At 52.5% G+C, this 19,990-nt stretch carries 14 protein-coding genes; 12 read left to right on the forward strand and 2 right to left on the reverse strand.

The features are described 5' to 3' along the window. Nucleotides 1-63 precede the first annotated feature (63 nt). Nucleotides 64-1,083: a UDP-glucose 4-epimerase GalE gene (gene galE / locus R84865_RS04535; RefSeq protein ID WP_435638951.1), complete on the reverse strand. Its 1,020-nt coding sequence runs from the start codon at nucleotides 1,081-1,083 to the stop codon at nucleotides 64-66. 325 nt (nucleotides 1,084-1,408) lie between these two features. Between galE and R84865_RS04540 the strand changes: the two genes are divergently transcribed. The 4 genes from R84865_RS04540 to R84865_RS04555 all read left to right on the forward strand — a co-directional run bounded on the left by R84865_RS04540 (nucleotide 1,409) and on the right by R84865_RS04555 (nucleotide 6,462). Next, entirely contained in the window at nucleotides 1,409-2,779 is a 1,371-nt protein-coding gene (locus R84865_RS04540) for an MFS transporter (RefSeq protein ID WP_435638952.1), read from the forward strand. 83 nt (nucleotides 2,780-2,862) lie between these two features. Beyond that, a complete protein-coding gene (locus R84865_RS04545; protein ID WP_435638953.1) occupies nucleotides 2,863-4,134 on the forward strand; it encodes an acid phosphatase in 1,272 nt (423 codons plus the stop codon). A gap of 265 nt (nucleotides 4,135-4,399) precedes the next feature. Next, complete coding sequence (locus tag R84865_RS04550; protein WP_435638954.1) at nucleotides 4,400-5,875, forward strand: carboxypeptidase M32; 1,476 nt, start codon at nucleotides 4,400-4,402, stop codon at nucleotides 5,873-5,875. A gap of 374 nt (nucleotides 5,876-6,249) precedes the next feature. Further along, nucleotides 6,250-6,462, forward strand: coding sequence for a hypothetical protein (locus tag R84865_RS04555; RefSeq protein WP_435632034.1), 213 nt, complete (start codon nucleotides 6,250-6,252; stop codon nucleotides 6,460-6,462). A gap of 102 nt (nucleotides 6,463-6,564) precedes the next feature. On the opposite strand, the gene argG is transcribed toward R84865_RS04555, so the two are convergent. Continuing rightward, the gene (gene argG / locus R84865_RS04560) at nucleotides 6,565-7,899 is read right to left on the reverse strand and encodes an argininosuccinate synthase (protein WP_435638955.1); all 1,335 of its coding nucleotides are present in this window, start codon (nucleotides 7,897-7,899) and stop codon (nucleotides 6,565-6,567) included. 321 nt (nucleotides 7,900-8,220) lie between these two features. Here argG and R84865_RS04565 point away from each other — a divergent pair, with 321 nt between their 5' ends. The 8 genes from R84865_RS04565 to R84865_RS04600 all read left to right on the forward strand — a co-directional run bounded on the left by R84865_RS04565 (nucleotide 8,221) and on the right by R84865_RS04600 (nucleotide 19,985). Further along, nucleotides 8,221-8,727 (forward strand): RT0821/Lpp0805 family surface protein, encoded by a 507-nt coding sequence (locus R84865_RS04565; protein ID WP_435632036.1) that lies wholly within the window; start codon nucleotides 8,221-8,223, stop codon nucleotides 8,725-8,727. Between the two features lie 18 nt (nucleotides 8,728-8,745). Then, nucleotides 8,746-10,608, forward strand: a complete 1,863-nt coding sequence (locus tag R84865_RS04570) for a polysaccharide biosynthesis/export family protein (protein WP_435632037.1) — start codon at nucleotides 8,746-8,748, stop codon at nucleotides 10,606-10,608. 68 nt (nucleotides 10,609-10,676) lie between these two features. Continuing rightward, on the forward strand, nucleotides 10,677-11,492 hold the full coding sequence (locus R84865_RS04575; protein WP_435638956.1) for an ABC transporter permease: 816 nt from the start codon (nucleotides 10,677-10,679) through the stop codon (nucleotides 11,490-11,492). Nucleotides 11,493-11,511: 19 nt separating this feature from the next. Further along, nucleotides 11,512-12,213, forward strand: coding sequence for an ABC transporter ATP-binding protein (locus R84865_RS04580; protein ID WP_435638957.1), 702 nt, complete (start codon nucleotides 11,512-11,514; stop codon nucleotides 12,211-12,213). 2 nt (nucleotides 12,214-12,215) lie between these two features. Beyond that, nucleotides 12,216-13,343, forward strand: a complete 1,128-nt coding sequence (locus R84865_RS04585) for a KpsE/RkpR family capsule polysaccharide export protein (protein WP_435638958.1) — start codon at nucleotides 12,216-12,218, stop codon at nucleotides 13,341-13,343. A gap of 552 nt (nucleotides 13,344-13,895) precedes the next feature. Continuing rightward, nucleotides 13,896-15,503: a hypothetical protein gene (locus tag R84865_RS04590; protein WP_435638959.1), complete on the forward strand. Its 1,608-nt coding sequence runs from the start codon at nucleotides 13,896-13,898 to the stop codon at nucleotides 15,501-15,503. Nucleotides 15,504-15,606: 103 nt separating this feature from the next. Continuing rightward, a complete protein-coding gene (locus tag R84865_RS04595) occupies nucleotides 15,607-17,673 on the forward strand; it encodes a glycosyltransferase family 2 protein (protein ID WP_435638960.1) in 2,067 nt (688 codons plus the stop codon). Next, the gene (locus R84865_RS04600; RefSeq protein WP_435638961.1) at nucleotides 17,673-19,985 is read left to right on the forward strand and encodes a glycosyltransferase family 92 protein; all 2,313 of its coding nucleotides are present in this window, start codon (nucleotides 17,673-17,675) and stop codon (nucleotides 19,983-19,985) included. The genes R84865_RS04595 and R84865_RS04600 overlap by 1 nt, the downstream gene beginning before the upstream one ends. Nucleotides 19,986-19,990: the final 5 nt, after the last annotated feature.

Here is a 19,990-nt window from a genome sequence, read left to right on the forward strand (position 1 = left end):
ATGCAATATGCATCGGGGCCTTTAGCGTTTTAGTGCGATGAACACACTGTGCCGTTGGTTGCGCTATTCACGGTAGCCATTGGGGTTTTGCGACTGCCAGCGCCAAGTATCCGCCATCATGTCATGAAGGCTGCGTTTTACCTCCCAGTCGAGTTCGCGCTTTGCCTTGCCTGGATCAGCCCAAAACTGTGCGAGATCACCTTCTCGACGCGCCACTATCTTGTAAGGTACGGAGCGCCCGCTGGCTTGCTCGAATGCTTCGACCATTTCCAGCACCGAATGTCCCTTACCGCCGCCAAGATTCCAGATGCCAACGCCCCCATGATCGAAGCGCTCAATCGCTTTCAGTGCGCTGACGTGCCCTTCCGCGAGGTCCATCACGTGGATGTAGTCACGTAGGCAGGTACCATCTTCGGTCGGATAATCGCCGCCGAAAATGCTCAGCTGGTCGCGTTTGCCTACCGCTACCTGGGCGATGAAAGGAAGCAGGTTATTAGGAATTCCCGCAGGGTCTTCTCCGATGGTGCCACTGTGATGTGCGCCTACCGGATTGAAGTAGCGTAGCAGTGCAACGCGCCAGCGAGGATCGGCCGCCTGGGTTTTCTTCAACAGTTCTTCAACAACCAGCTTGGTGTAGCCATAGGTGTTGGAAGGAGTGCCGGTGGGCATGTTCTCGTTGAAAACCGGAGTGCCAGGATCGCCGTAAACGGTGGCAGAGGAGCTAAACACGATGTTGAAAACGCCGGCCTGGCGCAGCGCCTGGAGTAGATGAACGCTGCCGCTGACGTTGTTATCGAAGTATTCCAACGGCTTTTTCATGCTCTCGCCGACCGCTTTCAATCCGGCAAAGTGGATGGCAGCGGTGATGGGATAGGTGGCAAGCACCTCATCCAAGCGCTTGCGGTCGCGAATGTCGCCTTGCTCGAAGTGCACCTTTTTACCCGCCAGATGCTCAACTCGCGTAAGCGCTTCTTCTGACCCATTGCTCAGGTTATCGAAGACAACGACGTCGTAGCCTGCCTCAAGCAGCACCAGGACGGTATGGGAGCCGATATAGCCTGCTCCACCAGTGACCAAAATCATGTGGGAGTATCCATGCGGAAAATTTGGTCACTATGGTAAGCGGTCAGCCCGCAAAATGCATGAGGGACGTAGTCGTAGTCGAGAAAAGTGGGCAGCGCTGGCGACTCGTCGGTGTGCATATGGATGTAGATAATAATGAGAAGCTTCAGTTGTTGTACAAGCCTGTGCGACACAAAGCTCGTAGACTGTTAGGATGCTATCGGCAATCCGCTCGATAGTATGGTATCGGTTGCATTCTTCTATGTTCGCACGGTGCTGTGGCCGCTAGCGGTTGTGGTAAATCGACGTCGTCGATTGTTTTGTTTGATTGAGTAGAGGTTGTCTCATGCAGTCAGGTAATAAACCAGCTGAGCGCGCTGATGCTGCAGCGTTTACAGCGCCCAAAAATGCCACTCGAGTGCGTTTTGGTGTTGTTGCACTGCTTTTTTTCGCCACTGGTATCAATTACCTGGATCGCACCAATATTTCGATTAGCGGTACCTTCTTAAGAGAAGATCTCGGCATTAGCGGCGTGCAGTTGGGCTCGTTGCTGTCGGCGTTCACATGGACCTACGTGGCTGCCACCTTTCCCTTCGGGCTGTTGCTGGACCGCTTTGGAACGCAAAAATTTTACGCCCTGATGGTGCTTGCCTACAGCCTTGCGACGCTCGCCATGGGGTTTGCTACGCCAGGGTTATTAGGATCAGTGGCGCTGGCGTTTGGCGTGCTGTTCGCCTGCCGTTTGCTGGTCGGTCTGTCCATGGCAGCCACTTATCCCGCGCATTCCAAAATTGCCGCCATGTGGCTCCCCCCGCAAGAGCGTGCGCGTGGCATCGGCATTTATTCCGCCGGCCAATATCTCTTCATAGCACTGCTAACACCGCTTCTAACGCTGCTGATGGGCCCATTTGGGTGGCCGTCGGTATTTATCGTGACAGGCTGTATCGGGATATTGGTCGGTGTGGTGTGGTGGATACGCTATCGCGAGCCGCGCAATCAGCCGCGTGCCAACCAGGCCGAGCTCGATTACATCAGGCGTCGTCCGGGAGAATCCGGGGAGTCGGTGGTGCCGGATACTTCTCGCCCTAGCCGTGCTGAATACGTGCACTTCTTCAAGCACACCAAGTTTTGGCTGTTGGCGCTCGGCGCTTTTGCCGTTTCCAGCATCATGTATTTCTTCCTGACCTGGTTTATGGTCTACATCCAGATGGTGCTTGAGGTATCGCCTACCAAGCTCAGTATGCTATCCCCCTTCCCCTATCTGTGCGCCGCAGCAGGCGTGGTGATGGGGGGAACCTGTAGCGATTTGCTGTTCAAGCGTGGCTTCAGTCTGGTGAATGCCAGAAAGCTTCCTATTGTGGGCGGGCTGCTGATTTCTTCGTTGATCGCTTTCGCTGGCTCGCTGGAAAGCAGCCCCATCTTGCTGATTACGCTAATGTCGGTCACGTTCTTCTTTAACGCGTTTTCCAACATGCTGTGGACGGTACTGAGTGATATCACGCCATCGAAGCTGCTGGGTACAGTGGGTGGTATCTTCAACGTATGCAGTAATCTGCCGGGAATCATTACGCCGCTCATCTTTGGCGCTGCGATTGACCATTTTGGCAACTTCCATACGGCGCTTTACTACCTTGGAGTCCTGGCTATCGTGGCTGCGCTTTGCATCGCCTTCGGCTTGCGAGATGTGGAAAAAATCAGATACCCCGGCGCGCAGTAATCAGCGCTGCGGGCGTCACATTGTCGTCACACCGAACTCATAGGATGGCGTCTTAGCCTATTTCCTTCGTTCGGAGCATATCGATGGTTGCCATTGCTGCATCCCGTGTTGCGCTAGTTACTGCCCTGATGATCTCTGCTACCTCATCGCAAGGCGTGGCAGCGCAGCCTTCCCCTTCTTTTCCTCCCTTTATCAACGACATCAGCGGCAATGCATCGATCGGGGCATTGTTCAAATTGCAGCGCGATGACATGAAGGCGTCGCTGAAGAAGGATGCTGACCCTTACACCGCCGACGGTGCTGAATACGTCGAGCAAGGGGATGATGTTGCCGACAACGAGTGGATAAGCAAAAGTGGCTATCGCTTCAAGGATAAAGCGCTGACGCAGCAGGGAATTGGCATTCTCAATGCTTTCTCCTCGCTGCCAAAAAGTGTGCTCGACGCCAATATGCAACGCACCGTCGAGATCAACCACGGTGCGAATAAAGACGCTCAGGAACGCGCGTTGGTTGATGCCTTCGACTTGCCCTATCTCCATTTCATGGCAGATGGATTTGGTCCAACGCTGGGAAAAGTATTCCTTGAGGCGTATCAGCGCGGTGATTTGAAAAAAACCGCTGCCCTCATCAAGGCATCGGAGCTGAGCACATCAACGGCCAAGAAACACTTCGACTATCCGCGGCCCTTCCAGGTCAGCGATAGTCGCGTGTCGTTAGTGCCGGATCGTTGGATATTCGCAGGTGACCACCCGTATACCGCGTCAGAAGCCTCTTTCCCGAGCGGTCACACCAATAGTGGTCAAACGGATGCTTTGCTGCTGGCAGTGATGGTGCCAGAACGTTTCGATGCGCTGGTCGCGCGTGGTGATGGCTATGGCTTCTCGCGCGTTATCCTCGGCGTACATTATCCGCTCGATGTGATCGGCAGTCGTATGCATGCTGAAATGGCGGTTGCCAAGCGCTTGAACGATCCGCAGTACCGCACCTTGTTCAATGAAGCCAAACGCCAGCTCCGTGAGGTTTTGGAGAAAGGGTGCGGCAAGTCGCTGGCACAATGTGTATCAACGCAAGCAACCAACGACGATCCTTGGGCGAGTGATCAGGCCAAGGCATTCCATCGCTATACCCTTACCTATCAGCTACCTCGTGACAGCGCTAAACATGAGGCGGTCAGCGTACCCAAGGGAGCCGAAGTACTGCTTGAAGCGGCGCTGCCAAATTTAAGCGCTGAACAGCGCCGCCAACTGCTGGCTCGCACCGCGTTGCCTGCGGGTTACCCCCTCGATCAGGCGGGAGCGTCGTGGCAGCGACTTGACCTTATCGCGGCCCACGATGCAGGTCAGCGTAAGCGCTAGTTTTCTTCGTCGGTATATCATCAGTAAATGGCCTGGTTTCCTTACATAGGACCGGGCCGTTTCTCGTTCGCTTGAGCCGTCGCTCAAATGGCGAATATTCGGCGTTATTCAGTAAGCTGAGGCGCGCTCTCAAACCAACTTGGTGGCCGATGCTTCCGATCGCTTAAGTAATGACGGGGCTGCGTCACGGCTAAACCTGAAGTATGGTGAGGGGCGTCTTCCGTCCTGTTCGGCACAACGACTAATAATAAGGAACTCTGCGACCATGAGCACGGCTTATTCACAGCTTACCGATACCTTCGATCGCATCTCCCGTCTTAATCACCTGCTCTCTATTGGCGCTTGGGACATGAACGTCATGATGTCCGCCAAGGGCAGCGAGGCTCGAGGAGCAGCCATGGCGGAGCTAGGTCTTGAAGTTCAGCGCCGGCTCTCGGCGCCGCAAATAAGCGAATGGCTCAACAGTGCGGAACAGGAGTCGCTAAGCGAGATTGAGCAGGCGAACGTACGTGAAATGCGCCGTGAGTATGAGTACGCCACCGCCCTGCCACCCGAACTGAACGAGGCGCTCTCTATCGCGGGAAGCCGTTGCGAAGTCGCGTGGCGCCAGCAGCGCCGTGATAACGATTGGGAAGGCTTCAAGGATAATCTGCGCGAAGTGGTACGGCTTTCTCGTGAAAAAGCCGAGCGCTTGTCCGAGCTTAAGGGCGTATCCAGGTACGATGCCATGCTCGACGAATTTGAGCCCGGGATGACCAGCGAGACGCTCGATGTCGTTTTCGACGATGTGCGCAGTTGGCTACCCGATCTTATTCAGCGAGCCTTGGAAAAACAGCAACGCGCGCCGCTGCCTGACCTGCAGCAGTCGTTTCCGCAGCACCAGCAGCATGCATTAGCGCTGGACGTGATGAAGCTGCTGCAGTTCGACTTCGATGCTGGCCGGCTTGATGTTAGCGTGCATCCCTTTTCTGGCGGCGTGCCGACGGACTCACGTATCACTACGCGCTACGACGAAAACGACTTCGTTACTTCGCTGATGAGCGTTATCCACGAAACCGGCCATACCCGTTATGAGCAGAATCTGCCCAAGCAATTCGCCGGACAGCCTGTAGGATTGGCGCGCTCTATGGGCATCCATGAATCGCAAAGCCTGAGTTTCGAAATGCAGCTGGCGCGCACCGATGCATTCTTGGCGATTATTGCGCCGCTAGTGAATACTCACCTCGGCACTGATTTCAGTGCTGGAGCGCTGGCCCAGCGAGTGCGACATGTGGCGCCGGGCAAAATTCGCGTTGATGCCGACGAACTCACTTACCCGGCACACGTCATGTTGCGCTATGAAATTGAGCGGGCACTGATCGAAGGCGACCTCGAGGTCGGCGATATTCCTAGTGCTTGGGACGAGCGCATGCAGCGTTATCTCAATATCGACACTCGAGGCGATTTCGCCAATGGTTGCATGCAGGATATTCATTGGACTGATGGCGCGTTTGGCTACTTCCCTACCTACTCTCTCGGCGCTATCTATGCAGCGCAGTTGTTCAAAGCGGCCAGTCATTCGACGCCTACCATGATGCAGCAGATTGAATCGGGGAATCTAACGGAGCTATTCGACTGGTACCGAGACAATATCTGGCAGCATGGCCGTCGTTATTCTTCTCAGCAGTTGATCACCCGAGCCACGGGAAAATCTTTGGACGTCCATGCCTACCGCGCCCATTTGGAGAGTCGATACGGCTAACGTTAGGCGGATGGCTTGTTTATCTTGCCTAGCCGCTAGCCCCTAGCCCCTAGCCCGAAGGGTTGGGGCTGGCAGATATTCATGCAGTATTGTCCACTGCGCTGATAGAAATTCGCCGGCGCCAGCGAGAGCCGGCGTTATCCTCCGGTCTTGCCTGCGCCGTAACATCACGGCCATTCTTCTTTTACGCTCCTCCCCGGGCCTTAATTGGTGCTGAAGTGGCAACACAGAAGTATCTTTATGGTTGTTTTTCAGTATCACTACCAGGATTACAATTAATACCGTTAATCAAGAGCGGTAAGCAAAGCGCACCAGCCTATCCAATGGCTCCCATACTCGATGCTCAAACCGCTCGATGTGTGAGGAGGATCACCATGAAAAGCATTAAACTTCTATTCGCCACTATCGTAATTGCACTAGGCGCTACCAGCCTTCAGGCCAATGCCGGCATCCCCAGTGTTGATACTGCACCAGGCCACGGTGGCCACGGCGAGTTGACTTCAATTCAGATCCAGCAAGATGACGTGTCTCCGCTAACAGGCGTTGACGACCGCGGATTGGATACTCAGTCAGGCAACAATCGTTAACTAAAATATTGTTAGCCAACAGAAAAGGCAGCCCAGCGGGCTGCCTTTTTTACGTCGGAGGCAAGCCTCAAAAAGAGGCCTGCCCTTACTGATCCGCCTGGCTTACTTTCCTTCGAGTTTCGGTAGGCTGCTGGCGTCTGGTTTGCTCAGCAAGCCGGTTCGGGTATAAAGCCCCAGCTTCTCGCGGCTGTCAGTAATGTCGTTGTTACGCATAATTAACTGGCCGATGCGGTCGCGCGGCGTAAAGGTAGATTCCACCTTCTCCATCGATAGACGCTCTGGCTGATAAGTTAGGTTGGGCGAGCGCGTGTCGAGCAGTGAGTAATCATTGCCACGGCGCAGTTCGATAACGACCTCGCCGGTGATGGCGCGGGCAACCCAGCGTTGAGCGCTTTCACGCAGCATTAGTGCCTGAGAGTCGAACCAGCGGCCCTGGTACAGCAAGCGTCCCAGGCGCAACCCGTTAATGCGGTACTCTTCGATGGTATCTTCGTTATGAATGGCCGTTAGCAACCGCTCATAAGCGATAAACAGCAGCGCCATTCCGGGCGCTTCGTAAATGCCGCGACTTTTGGCCTCAATGATGCGATTCTCGATCTGGTCGGACATGCCCAGACCATGGCGGCCGCCAATACGATTGGCTTCAAGAATCAGCTCTACCGGATCCGCGAACTCTACACCGTTCAGTGCTACCGGCCGACCTTCCTCAAAGCGCACCGTCACCTCTTCTGCGGTGATCTTGGTTTCTGGCTTCCAGAAGGGCACGCCCATGATGGGCTGCACGATGCGGATACCGCTATCGAGATATTCGAGATCCTTGGCTTCATGCGTTGCGCCAAGAATATTGGAGTCAGTGGAGTACGCCTTCTCGGTAGACATGTGATAGTCAAAGCCGTTGGCGTTCATGAATGCCGACATCTCGGCACGGCCGCCCAGCTCGTCGATGAAGTTCTGGTCGAGCCATGGCTTGTAAATGCGCAGGTCGGGGTTGGTCATCAGCCCGTAGCGGTAGAAACGTTCGATGTCGTTTCCTTTATAGGTGCTGCCGTCACCCCAAATGTTGACGTTATCTTCCTTCATCGCCGCTACCAGCATGGTGCCGGTGACCGCGCGACCGATAGGCGTGGTGTTGAAATAGGGCACGCCGGCGGTGGTCACGTGAAACGCGCCGCATTGGAGTGCAGCGATACCCTCATGTACGAGCTGGGCTCGGCAGTCCACCAAGCGAGCGTTTTCAGCACCATACTCCAATGCTTTCCTGGGAATGGCATCGTAATCATCTTCGTCTGGCTGGCCCAGGTGCGCAGTGTACGCATAAGGAACAGCGCCCTTCTGGCGCATCCACAGCAGCGCGGCGCTGGTGTCGAGACCGCCGGAAAACGCGATGCCTACTTTTTCTCCGTGAGGAAGATGTTCAAGAATGGTGCTGGTAGTCATGATCGCCCAATGTGTGCTGGAAATTTCTTCCAGTATAACGGTTATTAATAGTGGTATGAATGGCAAACCGGATTCGGCAGAGACGGCTTGGCGCGCTTTTCACATCCACCTACCCCGTTTTGTTTGAAAGTGTATCTCGCCATTGCAGGTTTTTGCGCCATGAGCGATCATCTGCGGTCGATATTGGGGTATTTTGCGCTCGTTGTGTATTCGCGACTTTGGCGTTAGGCCAAGGCAGCGCTTTTCGTTCATGGGGCAACCCTCAAAACGAGCTATTGTGCTGTGTCAGCACAAGCCGTGTTCAAAGCCATGAGATTATAAATGACAGTTAACTTTAAACGTTTTGGTATTCCGCGACGGTGGCGGTTACTCGCACTTTTATCTAGTGCATTCGCTTTTTCTGTCGCGCTTGCAGGATGCGCCACTGGTCCCGACCTGAATCGCGGTAATATTAACGGCGTTGATAGCGGCGTCCCCGCGGGTCCACAGCTCTCTTCCTTTCTCGATCACGCCTCTCCTGGTAGCACGGCTACCGTCTTCAGCAGCCCGCTGGGTAATAACGCGACAGTCAATGTTGAGGATAGCTACTTCTCTGGGACGGGCCTTAAATGCTTGCGCTTGAATGTTGCTGCTGCGGTGGTCTCGCCCGGGTTCGAGAACAGTATCGCGTGTCGCAATACCAACGCTGATGATGCGCAGAATCCTCAGCAAGCCGGCGGTAGGTGGAAGCTGCAGCGCTCCATTATTAATCAAGTGCAGCCGGAATATATCAACCGTAATAATAGTGGTAGTACGTCTAGCGGTCGCATTACCGCTCTGCCCGACTAATTCGTTCAGGAAATAGGAATGTCACAATCTAAATTTTGGCTCCGGGCGAGTGGCCTGGTGGCGGTAGCGTGCCTAAATTACACCCCTTTATACGCACAAGAGGTGGGCGGCTTCGACGGTAATCTGGATCAGCAGCAAGGTAGCGGCACTTATGCTGGCCAGCAGCAGGGCGGCTCAAGCTATTCGAATCAGCAGAGTGGCGGCTCCTATGGGGGGCAGCAGCAAGGTGGCGCTGCAGATGGCAACCAGTCCGTCGACGACCAGCCGCGCGCCAACTGGAACGATTCGAATTACGGCCCAGTAATGAATTCGCAGAATCCTGCCCAGCGGGCCCAGTACGCGAACGTGGCGGCTAACGCTGCGAGCAAGGATTCAGGACCGACCGATCCCGATCTGCTGCCTCCGTTTGGCGGCAACTTGTTCAATGGTGGGTTCCGCAGCAAGGCATCCGATGGCCTGAATCCGGGGTATACCGTGAAGCCGGGCGATCAGATTACGCTGCGCGTGTGGGGAGCGGTTGAGTTCAATCAAACGCTCACCGTTGATCCGAAGGGCAATGTCTTCCTGCCCGGCGTGGGCCCCATTCAGGTACAGGGCACTTCAGCATCTGCCTTGAACGGCACCGTTACTTCCGCGATTCGCCAGATTTATCCGCAGCAGGTGCAGGTATATACCAATCTGCAAGGCGTGCAGCCAGTGGGCGTCTTTGTTACCGGTAACGTTCAGAACCCGGGCCGCTATGCGGGTACGCCTGCTGATTCTGTTCTTTACTTCCTTGATCAGGCCGGCGGTATCGATAACGGCCTGGGCAGCTATCGCGATATCGTGGTCAAGCGTCAGGGCCAGGTTATTCAGCGTATCGACCTCTATGACTTCCTGACCAATGGCGACCTGCCCGAGGTACAGTTCCGCGAAGGCGATACTATCGTGGTCACGAATCGCGGTCCTGCAGTGGCGGTAACTGGCGACGTTCAGCGCCCCTTCCGATATGAGCTGAAAAACGGTGAATCGCTAAGCGGCGATATGGTGACCAAGCTGTCGCGGCTTGAGCCTGGTGTATCCAACGTGTTGCTGCGTGGTCAGCGCGAGAATGGCCCGATGGCCAACTACATGCCGCTGTCGAAGTTCGCCGATGCGCGCATTGAGACCGGCGATGAAGTGTTGTTCAGCGCAGATAAACGTAACGAAACCATCGTGGTTCAGTTGCAGGGCAGTTTCTACGGGCCCAAGCGTTATGCCGTGCCCCGTAACGCGCGCCTTGGCGAGTTGCTGAACGCCATCAGCGTTCCGCAGGACATGACCAGCATCAAGGATGTGTCGGTTATCCGCCAGAGCGTCAAAGAGCAGCAGGAAATTGCGCTGAAAGACAGTCTCGACCGTTTGCAGCAAACCTATCTCGGATATCCCTCTCGTACATCGAAAGAAGCGGAAATCCAGGTTCAGCAAGCGCAGTTGATTGAGCGCTTTGTGGCGCAAGCACGTAAAACCAAGCCGTCCGGACGACTGGTTGTCGCACGCGGCAACGGAATCGCAGATATTCGCCTACAGGATGGCGATATCATTGATATTCCGGAAAGCAACGATTCCATTCTGTTGAGCGGAGAGGTCACCGTGCCGCAGGCGGCGGTGTACACAGAAGGCATGAACGCACTCGACTATATCGAGCAGGCTGGCGGCTTCAGCCCGCGTGCTGATAAAGGTCAGGTACTGGTTGTGCATCGTAATGGTCAGGTGGTGCGTGCCGATCAAACCGCGGTGCGCTCCGGTGACCAGATTCTGGTGCTGCCTAAACCGCCGACCAGCAATCTCGAACTGGCTAGCTCAATCACTCAGATCATGTACAACATCGCGGTTTCTACCGCTGCTGTACTTAGGATCTGATGACAGTGTCTGAATGTTGATAGCAACTGCCGACCTAGTGTCGGCAGCTGTATTTGGGGGTTGGCAAGATGTCGGAAATCACTGAATCGGACCTGCGTAAGCCCAGAAGCCCGTTAAAGGTGACCTGGGACGTATGGTCTGCGCTCGTGCTGCGCGAGTTTACCTCCCGCACAACGTCAGACCGTATGGGCTGGTTTTGGATGTTGTTCGAGCCGCTCGCGACGATCGGGGTGCTCTTGTTTGTGCGTGAATTTTTACGTCACTCCATGAGCCAAGTTACGGGTGCGGAATATATACCATGGCTCATTATTGGGCTGATGTGTTTTTATATTTTTCGCGACTGCATGATGACGCCTATATCGGCAATCAACGCCAACAAAAGCCTGTTCTCTTATCGTCAGGTATTACCTTTCGACACGGTAATTGCGAGGTGTGTGGTAGGGGGGCTGCTGCGCAGCTTTATCTTTTTGGTAGTGGTATCTGCTGCAATTGCAATCGACGTCGTCGATTTTCCATACGATGCGCTGGTTGTATTCAGTAACGTGCTGGGCGTGTGGATGCTGGGCTCAAGCTTGGGAATTCTGTTAGCAGCCTTGTCAACTCTCGTTCCCGAAGTGGGTAGGATTGTGCGATTGCTCTCTACGCCGTTGATGTTTGTGTCAGGGGCGATGTTCCCTATAGAAAGGTTTCCTCTCAATATAAAATTATATATGTCTTGGAATCCTTTGCTTATTGCAATAGAGAAGGTGCGATTAGGTTTTTTCCAGTATTATCACACGCTAAATAATTTAAGTGATATCTACCTATGGAGTGTAATCTTCTTGCTGCTGGGGCTGGGAGTTTTGTTCCACGTTCGCTTTGCTACTCGATTCAAAATGATGTGATGACGCTGGTGGGCTTGCAATGATTAAAGTGGAAAATTTGTTCAAGCGCTACCATGGTCCCTTTGGCGGTGGTTGGGTGCTAAATAATATCAGCTTCACTATTCCGACCAACGTCAGCGTAGGCCTTATTGGGCGTAACGGGGCCGGTAAATCGACACTCTTGAGATTATTGGGAGGAATGGATCATCCTGATCGTGGACGCATTACCAGCGATGCTCGGATTTCTTGGCCTATAGGCCTTAGTGGCGGCGCCAAAGGCAGCATGACAGGACGGCAGAACGTGAAATTCGTAGCCCGAATTCACGGCGTAAAAGATAATCTCTCGGAGTTCATCGCGAGAGTGCAGGAATTTGCTGAGCTAGGTGAGCAGTTTGATCGCCCCGTCAGCACGTATTCCAGCGGTATGAAGTCGCGCCTCAATTTTGGCCTGTCCCTTGCGTTCGATTTCGATGTTTATTTGTCAGACGAGGCAACCTCCGTAGGGGACCGCTCTTTTAGAGAGAAGGCGATGAAAGCGTTTCAGGATCGCATTGCCACCTCGAGTATTGTTATGGCCGCTCATGGTGAGGGAATGCTCAAGGATTTATGTACAGCCGGTGTGGTGCTTGAGAAGGGACATGCGGTGTGGTTTGACGGCATCGAAGATGCTCTCTCTGCGTATCATGATATCAGCGATGGAAAAGCCGACATTTCATCATTTATGAATTCAACTAGCGTGTAACTATGGTTAAAAATACCCTCTCAAAATGGTCAGATGTCGATACCCTCAAGGGTGCTGCGAAACGCTATCCTCAGTGGACAATCTGCGTCGTATTAATCTTGGTCGTCGCTTTTTACTGGGGAGTCTGGGCATCGAATCGCTACGTGTCACATGCACATGTCGTCATCAGTATGCCGCAGATATCAACGGCTCAAGGTAACTTCTCCTCCGAAGACTCCAGTATGAGCCGAGAAATGGCAGCATCGTTATTATTGCGCGATTATATTCAATCTGCAGATATGCTGTCGTATCTTGAGAAGAATACTGATATCCGTGAGCATTTTTCTCAGCACGGGGATATGTTTAGTCGCTTGTGGGACAAGGACGCGCCTACAGAGAAGCTGTTGAAATATTATAAGGGTATCGTGGCAGCCGAGCCCGACGAGTACAGCGGCGTGATGCATGTTGATGTGCAAGCGTACACGCCAGAGGAAGCACATATGCTTGCTTCCGCCATTCTTGCTCAAGGCCAGCGCCATATGAATGAAATGGCGCAGAGAGTCGCACAGCAGCAGGTCAAGTTCCTGGAAAAGCAGTCCGAGATATTGGAAGAGCAGTACCAGCAAGCGCAGCAGGCGAGTTTGAAATTTCAGAACGAGCACAACCTGCCTGAGCCAACGCAAACGCTCCAGAACTTTGGCTCTATCGTTGGTCAGTTGCAGTCCCAACTCGCTAGTTTGAAGGCCCGCAGAGCATCGCTGTCCGCCTTCCAAAGCGCTCAGTCTGCTGAAATGATGTCAGTCAATAATCAAATCAGAGCAACACAGCGTCAAATTGATAACGAGCAGCAGAAGCTGGCCAGCAGTTCCGGCAAACCATTGAACAGTGTTGCGGCTGAATTCCAAGTACTGCAGCTGCAAACCCAATTTGCGCTGCAAGCATACTCGGGGGTTCTGACGGCGCTTCAAAATGCACGGGTTGCAGCTGTCAATCAAACGGTTCAGGTTTCTTATTTACAGCAGCCTACTTTGCCACAGTACTCGGAAGTTCCTGCGCGCCTCTACAATGTTGTTGTTTTCTCCATTGTAGTTTTATTTATAACGTTGATCGTTAATATGCTGGTTCTGATTATCAGAGACCATAAAGATTAGAAGTTTTTCAGCGTTAATATGAAGGTCACGTGTCATGATGCGTATCGATGCTGTTGGATGAGGTGAATGGCATCTGAATCGAGCTCGCACACTCGAAGCTGGTCGACAGGAGCGTGTTTCAACTGAACGCGAGACCAGTTTCGACGGTTTTGTTTGCGCATTCGGGGGCTGTTCATCCGCATACGGTTTCGATGTGGCCCAGCAAATTGTAAAGAATAGCTTCAACATAGGATGGTAGAGGCAATGGAAAGGTCGTCAGTACAAATCACTCAGCAAGAGTCGCGTAGTGTTGCTAGCTCTTCACTGCAGGCTTTGGCGCAAGGGTCAATGTTTTGGCGGCCAGCGCACACAGCTCCTTCTGCCTGGCTGCACCATCTCCCTTGGCTATTTTGGATGATGGAAGCCTTGAAGCCCTCACGTTGTGTGACTCTTGGCGTGTCTGAAGGGAGCCCGCACCTGGCTTTTTGCCAAGCAGTTTCTAGGCTGGGCTTGGAGGGTGAATGTTTGCTCATCCAAAGGTCCGGGAACACGACGGCAGATGAAGTGCATGGAGTGGCTGAACGTTTGTACGGCTCCGCTTCATCCTGGATACAATCAAACATGCGTCGCGGTGCTCGAGTCGTTGAGAGTGGCTCGGTGGATGTTCTTGCTTTTGATTTGTTCGCTGAAGACGATGAAGATCTTGAGGACTTGGTAGATCGGTGGTTACCAAAGCTTAGCGATCAAGGGGTAATGTTGTTTGCTGGGATCAACCGTGACGATGGTGCTTCCAGCACCTATCAAGTATTCGCCGAGCTGAGTAAGGAATACCCTGCGTTTCATTTCAACCACGGCGAAGGCTTGGGAATTCTGCTAGTGGGTTCTCAGCCGAATATCCTGCTGCAAACAATGCAAGAACGATTCGAAAGTGCGAACTCGGCTACTCTAGTTCGCGATGTGTTTTCGCGCTTGGGTAGAGGTTGTGCTGATCAGGTAACGATAGCGGAGCAGAAAAACCAGTTAGGCTTCTTGAATCAGCGCCTTACTGAAGTAGAAGACGCCCGTGAAGAACTGCACCGAGCACAGTTGTCGCTTCAAGCAAAAGACAGCGATATAGATAAACTCAACCACGCTCTCGAACTGAAGGAAAAAGAAATAGAAGCTCACTTCGCTCAACTTGCGGAGTACAGCGCATCCTTTGATCAGGCGGTGGCGGCTCATGTTGATCCGGAACCGCAATTTGTTGAGTCCGATGAGCCAGCAGATTCATCTGATATTGAAGATGAAGAAAAGCGTGCTTTAGAAGAACAAGTCGCAAATTATGAGCAGCAGTTGAGCGCCTACGAAGAAAATGTTTATCGACTAAATGCAGAGGTCGAAGATAAAGATAAAGCGTTGAACGAATTGCGGGTTGATCATCAGCAGATTGTTGATCAACTTGAAAAGTCAGAATCGGAAATTGCCCGTCTTTCCAGTGATCATCAGTCCTCTCAAGAGCATATGGAATCCCAGCTCGCTAGAGAGAAGAGGATTGCTCGGCGTCAGAAAGAAGAGTTGGAAGATCTTGTAAGGAACTCGGCTAAAAAAGTAGACCAGTTGACCCTGCAGATCGAAGCTCTGTCGAAAACCAATGAACAAAATAAACTGCAGATTGAGGAGTTGCGACGTGCGGTTGAAGAGCGCGACAGCATTGTTGCGGTGCAGCTTGCCGAAATGGAGCGTTTGGAAAAACTGATCAAGTCGCCGGCTGTCAACGATCCTGTGCAATCCGTTGACGTGGCGCAGGAGCCCATCAATGTGCAGCCTGATCACCCGGAAATGCCGGAGACGTCCACTCCAGTAGCGCTGGCTCCTCAGCTCAAGAACCATAACCATCTCTTCGATCGGCGTAAAAAACGCAAGCTGGATCGCCTGACTAAGGATCGAGCCTATCTGGATATCGCTGGCAGTAAGTGGTTCGATGCCGAATGGTATCTCCAACAAAATGCGGATGTTGCAGCAGATGACGTCTACTCGATTTATCCGGCTTTGCATTACCTCAAATTTGGCGGCTTCGAGGGGCGTAATCCCTGCGCGCACTTCAATAGCCAAGAGTATTTGGATGCATATCCCGATGTAGTAGAGGCTGGTATCAACCCGCTGCTGCATTTCGTACGTGTCGGTGAGAAGGAAGGCAGATAACACCTTGTGCTGGTTATTTTGAGGTAAAGATGTATTCACTTATGTGCGTGTAGCAAGCTCATTTGCGCGCACTTCCAACGTGCAGAGAACCAGTGCAATGCTAATGGCTCTTATTGCCTCCTCTCGAGAACGTTCTTCGATTAAATTTCTTCGCCAAAGTGGCGCGTTCAACGCAAGTTTCTATTTGCGGCATTGCTCTGCGCTCCAGAAATTTTTTCCGGGCGGTCCTGAGTTGCACTATATCCGTCACGGCTGGAGGTCAGGATTAGACCCCCATCCAGGTTTTTCCACATCATGGTATTTGGCTCAATACCCCGATGTTGCAGCAGGCGGTATTAATCCCTATGTCCACTATCTCAAGTTCGGAGCATTCGAGGAGCGTTCACCCTCAGCATCGGGCTACATCAGCGATATCCCTCAGCTCTCCTGGACCCCAGTCTGGCATTATCATCAAGCGTGGATTGGGTTTGTTAGGCTGGGCATCACTGGCCTTATTGATCAGGCAAACGCCTCTGACGTTCCCAGCAGCTCACAATTGGACAGTGCGCGTACCGATGCGCTGTGGTATCTCGCCAAGTGGTTCTTCCGTTATGAGGCTTTTGAGCAGGCATACTCATGCCTCCAAAGGCTGAAAAGCCTCGGGCGAGGTCGGCATGCTAGCCGGCTTCCGACGGCGTTGGCCAAATGCGCACTTAACCTTTCCAAAGATCAAGAAGCGTACCAGTACGTAGAGCGAGAAGAGATAGCGAAAGACTCTATCAATGGCGCTTTGATCCAGTTGAGTCAGGCATATTTGCCCGCCGAGAGTCGTCTCGCGCTGCTGAACAACTTATGGCAGGCAGCAGGATTGGCAACTATCAGAAGCTCTTCATATTCTGAAGCGGCCCGCTTTTACCCTCGCCTTGAAGACTCACTGATCGCCCGCTTGGCGCCAGCCCTCCCTGCCGGCCGTATAGTCGATGGCCCATTGGTCTCGGTGATCGTTCCAGTGTTTAACGGAGCTGCTACGCTGCCCATAGCGCTTCGATCGTTGAGCGCGCAAAGCTGGACGAACCTTGAAATCATTGTAGTAGATGATGCGAGCGATGACGGGACAGACGAAGTAGTAGAGGCTCTAACCAGTCATGATCAACGCATCACGCTGATTCGCAACGAAGTCAATCAAGGTGCGTATAGCGCACGAAATAAGGGCCTTGCGGCTGCAAGAGGGGACTTTGTTACCGTTCACGACAGTGATGACTGGTCGCATCCTCAAAAAATTGAAATGCAGGTTAATGCGCTTTTAGCAGATACGTCCTTGTTCGCTTCTTGCTCGTCGTGGGTCAGGGTTAGCAAGCAACTGTTTGCTATTGGGCCAGGTCACTTGGATCTTGATTGGGTGGAGCCTAATGCTTCTTCTTACATGTACAGACGGGACGTGTTGGAAACGTTGGGTAACTGGGTAGATGTAAAAGTGTCCGCCGACACTGAATTTACGGACCGTTGTGCCGCGTATTACGGTGACAGTGCGATTTGCGAGGTGATGCCGGAACTGCCGCTATCCTTCTCTTTAGTACGTAATACCTCGTTGACTCGTCGCTCTTCAACGCATTCGCGTACCAGTCATTATGGCATGCGTCATTTGTTTCTTGAGGCCGCCCGATGGTGGCACAGGCGTCAGTTAGAAAAACGTGGAACCGGACTGACATGGGAAAAAGTCACCGATGATTCTCCCTTCCCGATTCCTCTGGGTAATCAGCATCAGCCGGAGCTCCAGTACGATGTGGCGGTGGTTGCCAACGCATCACAGAAAAACTCCCAATTATCTCAATTGGTCGCTCACTTGCAGGCTCTTTCTGAAAGCGGACATTCAGTCGTGTTGTTCTCGTGGTGTATTCCCGACGATTTTGCGAGCAACACGTTAGCCGACGACGTTTGGGAAGCCTGCTGCAAAAACGGTATTGCAATTGCCCATGACGGGCTCGTGCTTAACGTTAACGAGCTCCAGGTACAGCATGCGGCATCTGTCCGTGAATGGCCTGACCGTGTTCCGCAGATGAGAGCCGTGAATTGGGTTAACGATTTAAATGGCTCCCCGCTTCCCCAACATCTAGGTGAGGAATTGAAGAGTTATTTCCAGGATGGGGGAAGCGATTTCAGTGCCGCTGCATGTTTGGATGGGACAGTTTAATGAAATTTGCGATAGCGGCGATTGTAAAAAATGAGGTTGATTCAATAGAAGAGTGGGTTGCCTACCACCGTTTACTGGGAGCAGACCACTTTCTTATTGCTGATAATGGCAGTACGGACGGCACCCGGGAATATTTGCTGTCTTTAAGCGGTCTTGAATGGATGACGGTCATTGATTTTGTGACCTCTCGCGAGAATCCCCCGCAGTTGCTTGCTTATAGCAAACTGATTTCTGAGTGCCCCACATCGGTGCCCTTGCTTACCTTCATTGATGCCGATGAGTACATATTGCCGATGCCCGAGGATGATTATCGTGATGCCTCTTTGCGTCGGCAGATGGATGTGTGGGTGAATGCTCGCTTCTCCAACCCTGGTGTAAGCGCGGTGGCCATGAACTGGGCGACATTTGGTTCCTCGGGTCATAAGTTCAAGACGGATGAGTTAGTGATAGAGCGCTTCCAAAAACGAAGCACCACCAAGTTTCTTCCTAACAAGCATTACAAAGCGATTGTTCGTCGCGAGCATTTAGAACGCATGGAAAGCCCCCATCAGCCGTTGCTCTCTCAAGGGAAGATGGTCAATGCGCTGGGTAGGACATGTGATTATTATGTTTCCCCAAGTTTAGGCGCGCGTAAGGGATTGTCGGAGAAGCTTATCTGGCGGGGTGCGCGAATCAATCACTACATTGTGAAGTCCGTCGAAGAGTTCGTATCAAAAAAATCCCCCCGAGGTAGTGCGACTCAATTAGGGCGAGAAAAAAAAGCAGAGTATTTTGAAACTTTCGACAAGAACGATGTAACAGATGATCGGTTGGCCGGTTACGCCGACGAAGTTAAAAAAGAAATGCAGAAGCTGGCGCTACATCGTCAGCTAGCTCTCAAACTCCGTAATATCGATGTGTCCCAAGGTTTGGGGCAGAAGCTTGAGAAAGCGTTGTTTCGCCGTAAGAAGGCCGATCTTTCATCGCTGCTCCGTGAATTTCATCTGGATTATCCGGAGCAGCAGGCAATGGCTCGCATGCAGGATGGGCAAGTTGTTGTCCAGGGCTGGCTGCTGCTTGCTGACGAATTTGCCGAGTTTCATGAGCATGCCAAGGTGGTTATCCGCCTGACCTCCAAATGCGAACTGACGTTGCCGCTGAATATAGAGCGGCCAGATGTCATTAAGCATTTCGCGCTCGATACAGCGGAAAACAATCAGCTGTTGTGCGGGTTTAGGGTGCTACTTTCTCCTAGCGTAGAGCATTTTTCCTTGACTCTTGAACTTGACGGTTTTCGTTGGCACTTGGAGGATGTAAAGGTCAACACCGATCAGAAAGCGCCTGACCCTGCACAGCAAGTATTGATCGGTGATAACGACTTTCTCTACCTAAAGGCTGATGCCAATCATGGTTTGTATCAGCATTCCGGTCAGCTGTTATTGACGCCAACGGGGCTTGACGCTTGGCAGCAATATCTTGATGCGGTCGGGAAAGCGGCTAGCAAGTTAGATGCTGCATATCGCGTGATGGTTGTTCCCTCTAAGGAGGCCGTGCTGGATGGTTATATTCCTGTCTCGGCTGGTGGCTTTACTCCTGCTGATCAAATAGTTCACCTTTCCCCCAATGTTAGCTATCCAATAGAGGCGCTGAAGTCACTAGGTGATGGTGCCTATTTCCGTACGGATACCCACTGGACGCATGAGGGTGCTCTTTCGGCGCTGTTAGGTGTACTGGCGGATGCGGGCAGAGATATCACTGTTCTTGAATCGCTGTTTCAGAACGATGTCTATAAAATCCATGACTACGTGGGGGATTTAGGTAACAAGTTATCGCCCCCCGTCTCTCGTCCGGTGCGTGTTCTAAGTTCGTTCAAGTATCGGGATTTGATCGTCTATGACAATGGGTTATCCAACCACGGTCGAATTGTAGTTATGGAGAACGAGGAGGCATTGTGGGACGAAACGTTGCTTATATTCGGCGCTTCTTCAAGCACGATGCTTTTTTTCTTTGTTTCGCGCATTTTTTCGCGCGTGGTATTCGCGCACACCACAGGGCATTGGGATAACGATTTCGCGCGGCACGTATCGCCCGATCTCGTATTGCTCCAAACCAATGCGAGGTTTGTTACGGTTCCTCCCCATGCGGATTTTTCGATCAAGAAAACGATCAAACAGAAGGTATCTGGAGCAGGGACTTCGACTCAGCAGTTTTTAGACGCCCGAGTTGTCAAGGAAAGACAACCCGAACGCTCGGCATGCTGGGATCAGTGGGATAAATGGTTGCTCGATAGCATTGGTTCGAACGGTTCTGACGGAAGCTCTGCGGTTGAATAATTTTT

The sequence above is a fragment of the Carnimonas bestiolae genome, from assembly GCF_051251145.1.
Taxonomy (GTDB): domain Bacteria; phylum Pseudomonadota; class Gammaproteobacteria; order Pseudomonadales; family Halomonadaceae; genus Carnimonas; species Carnimonas bestiolae.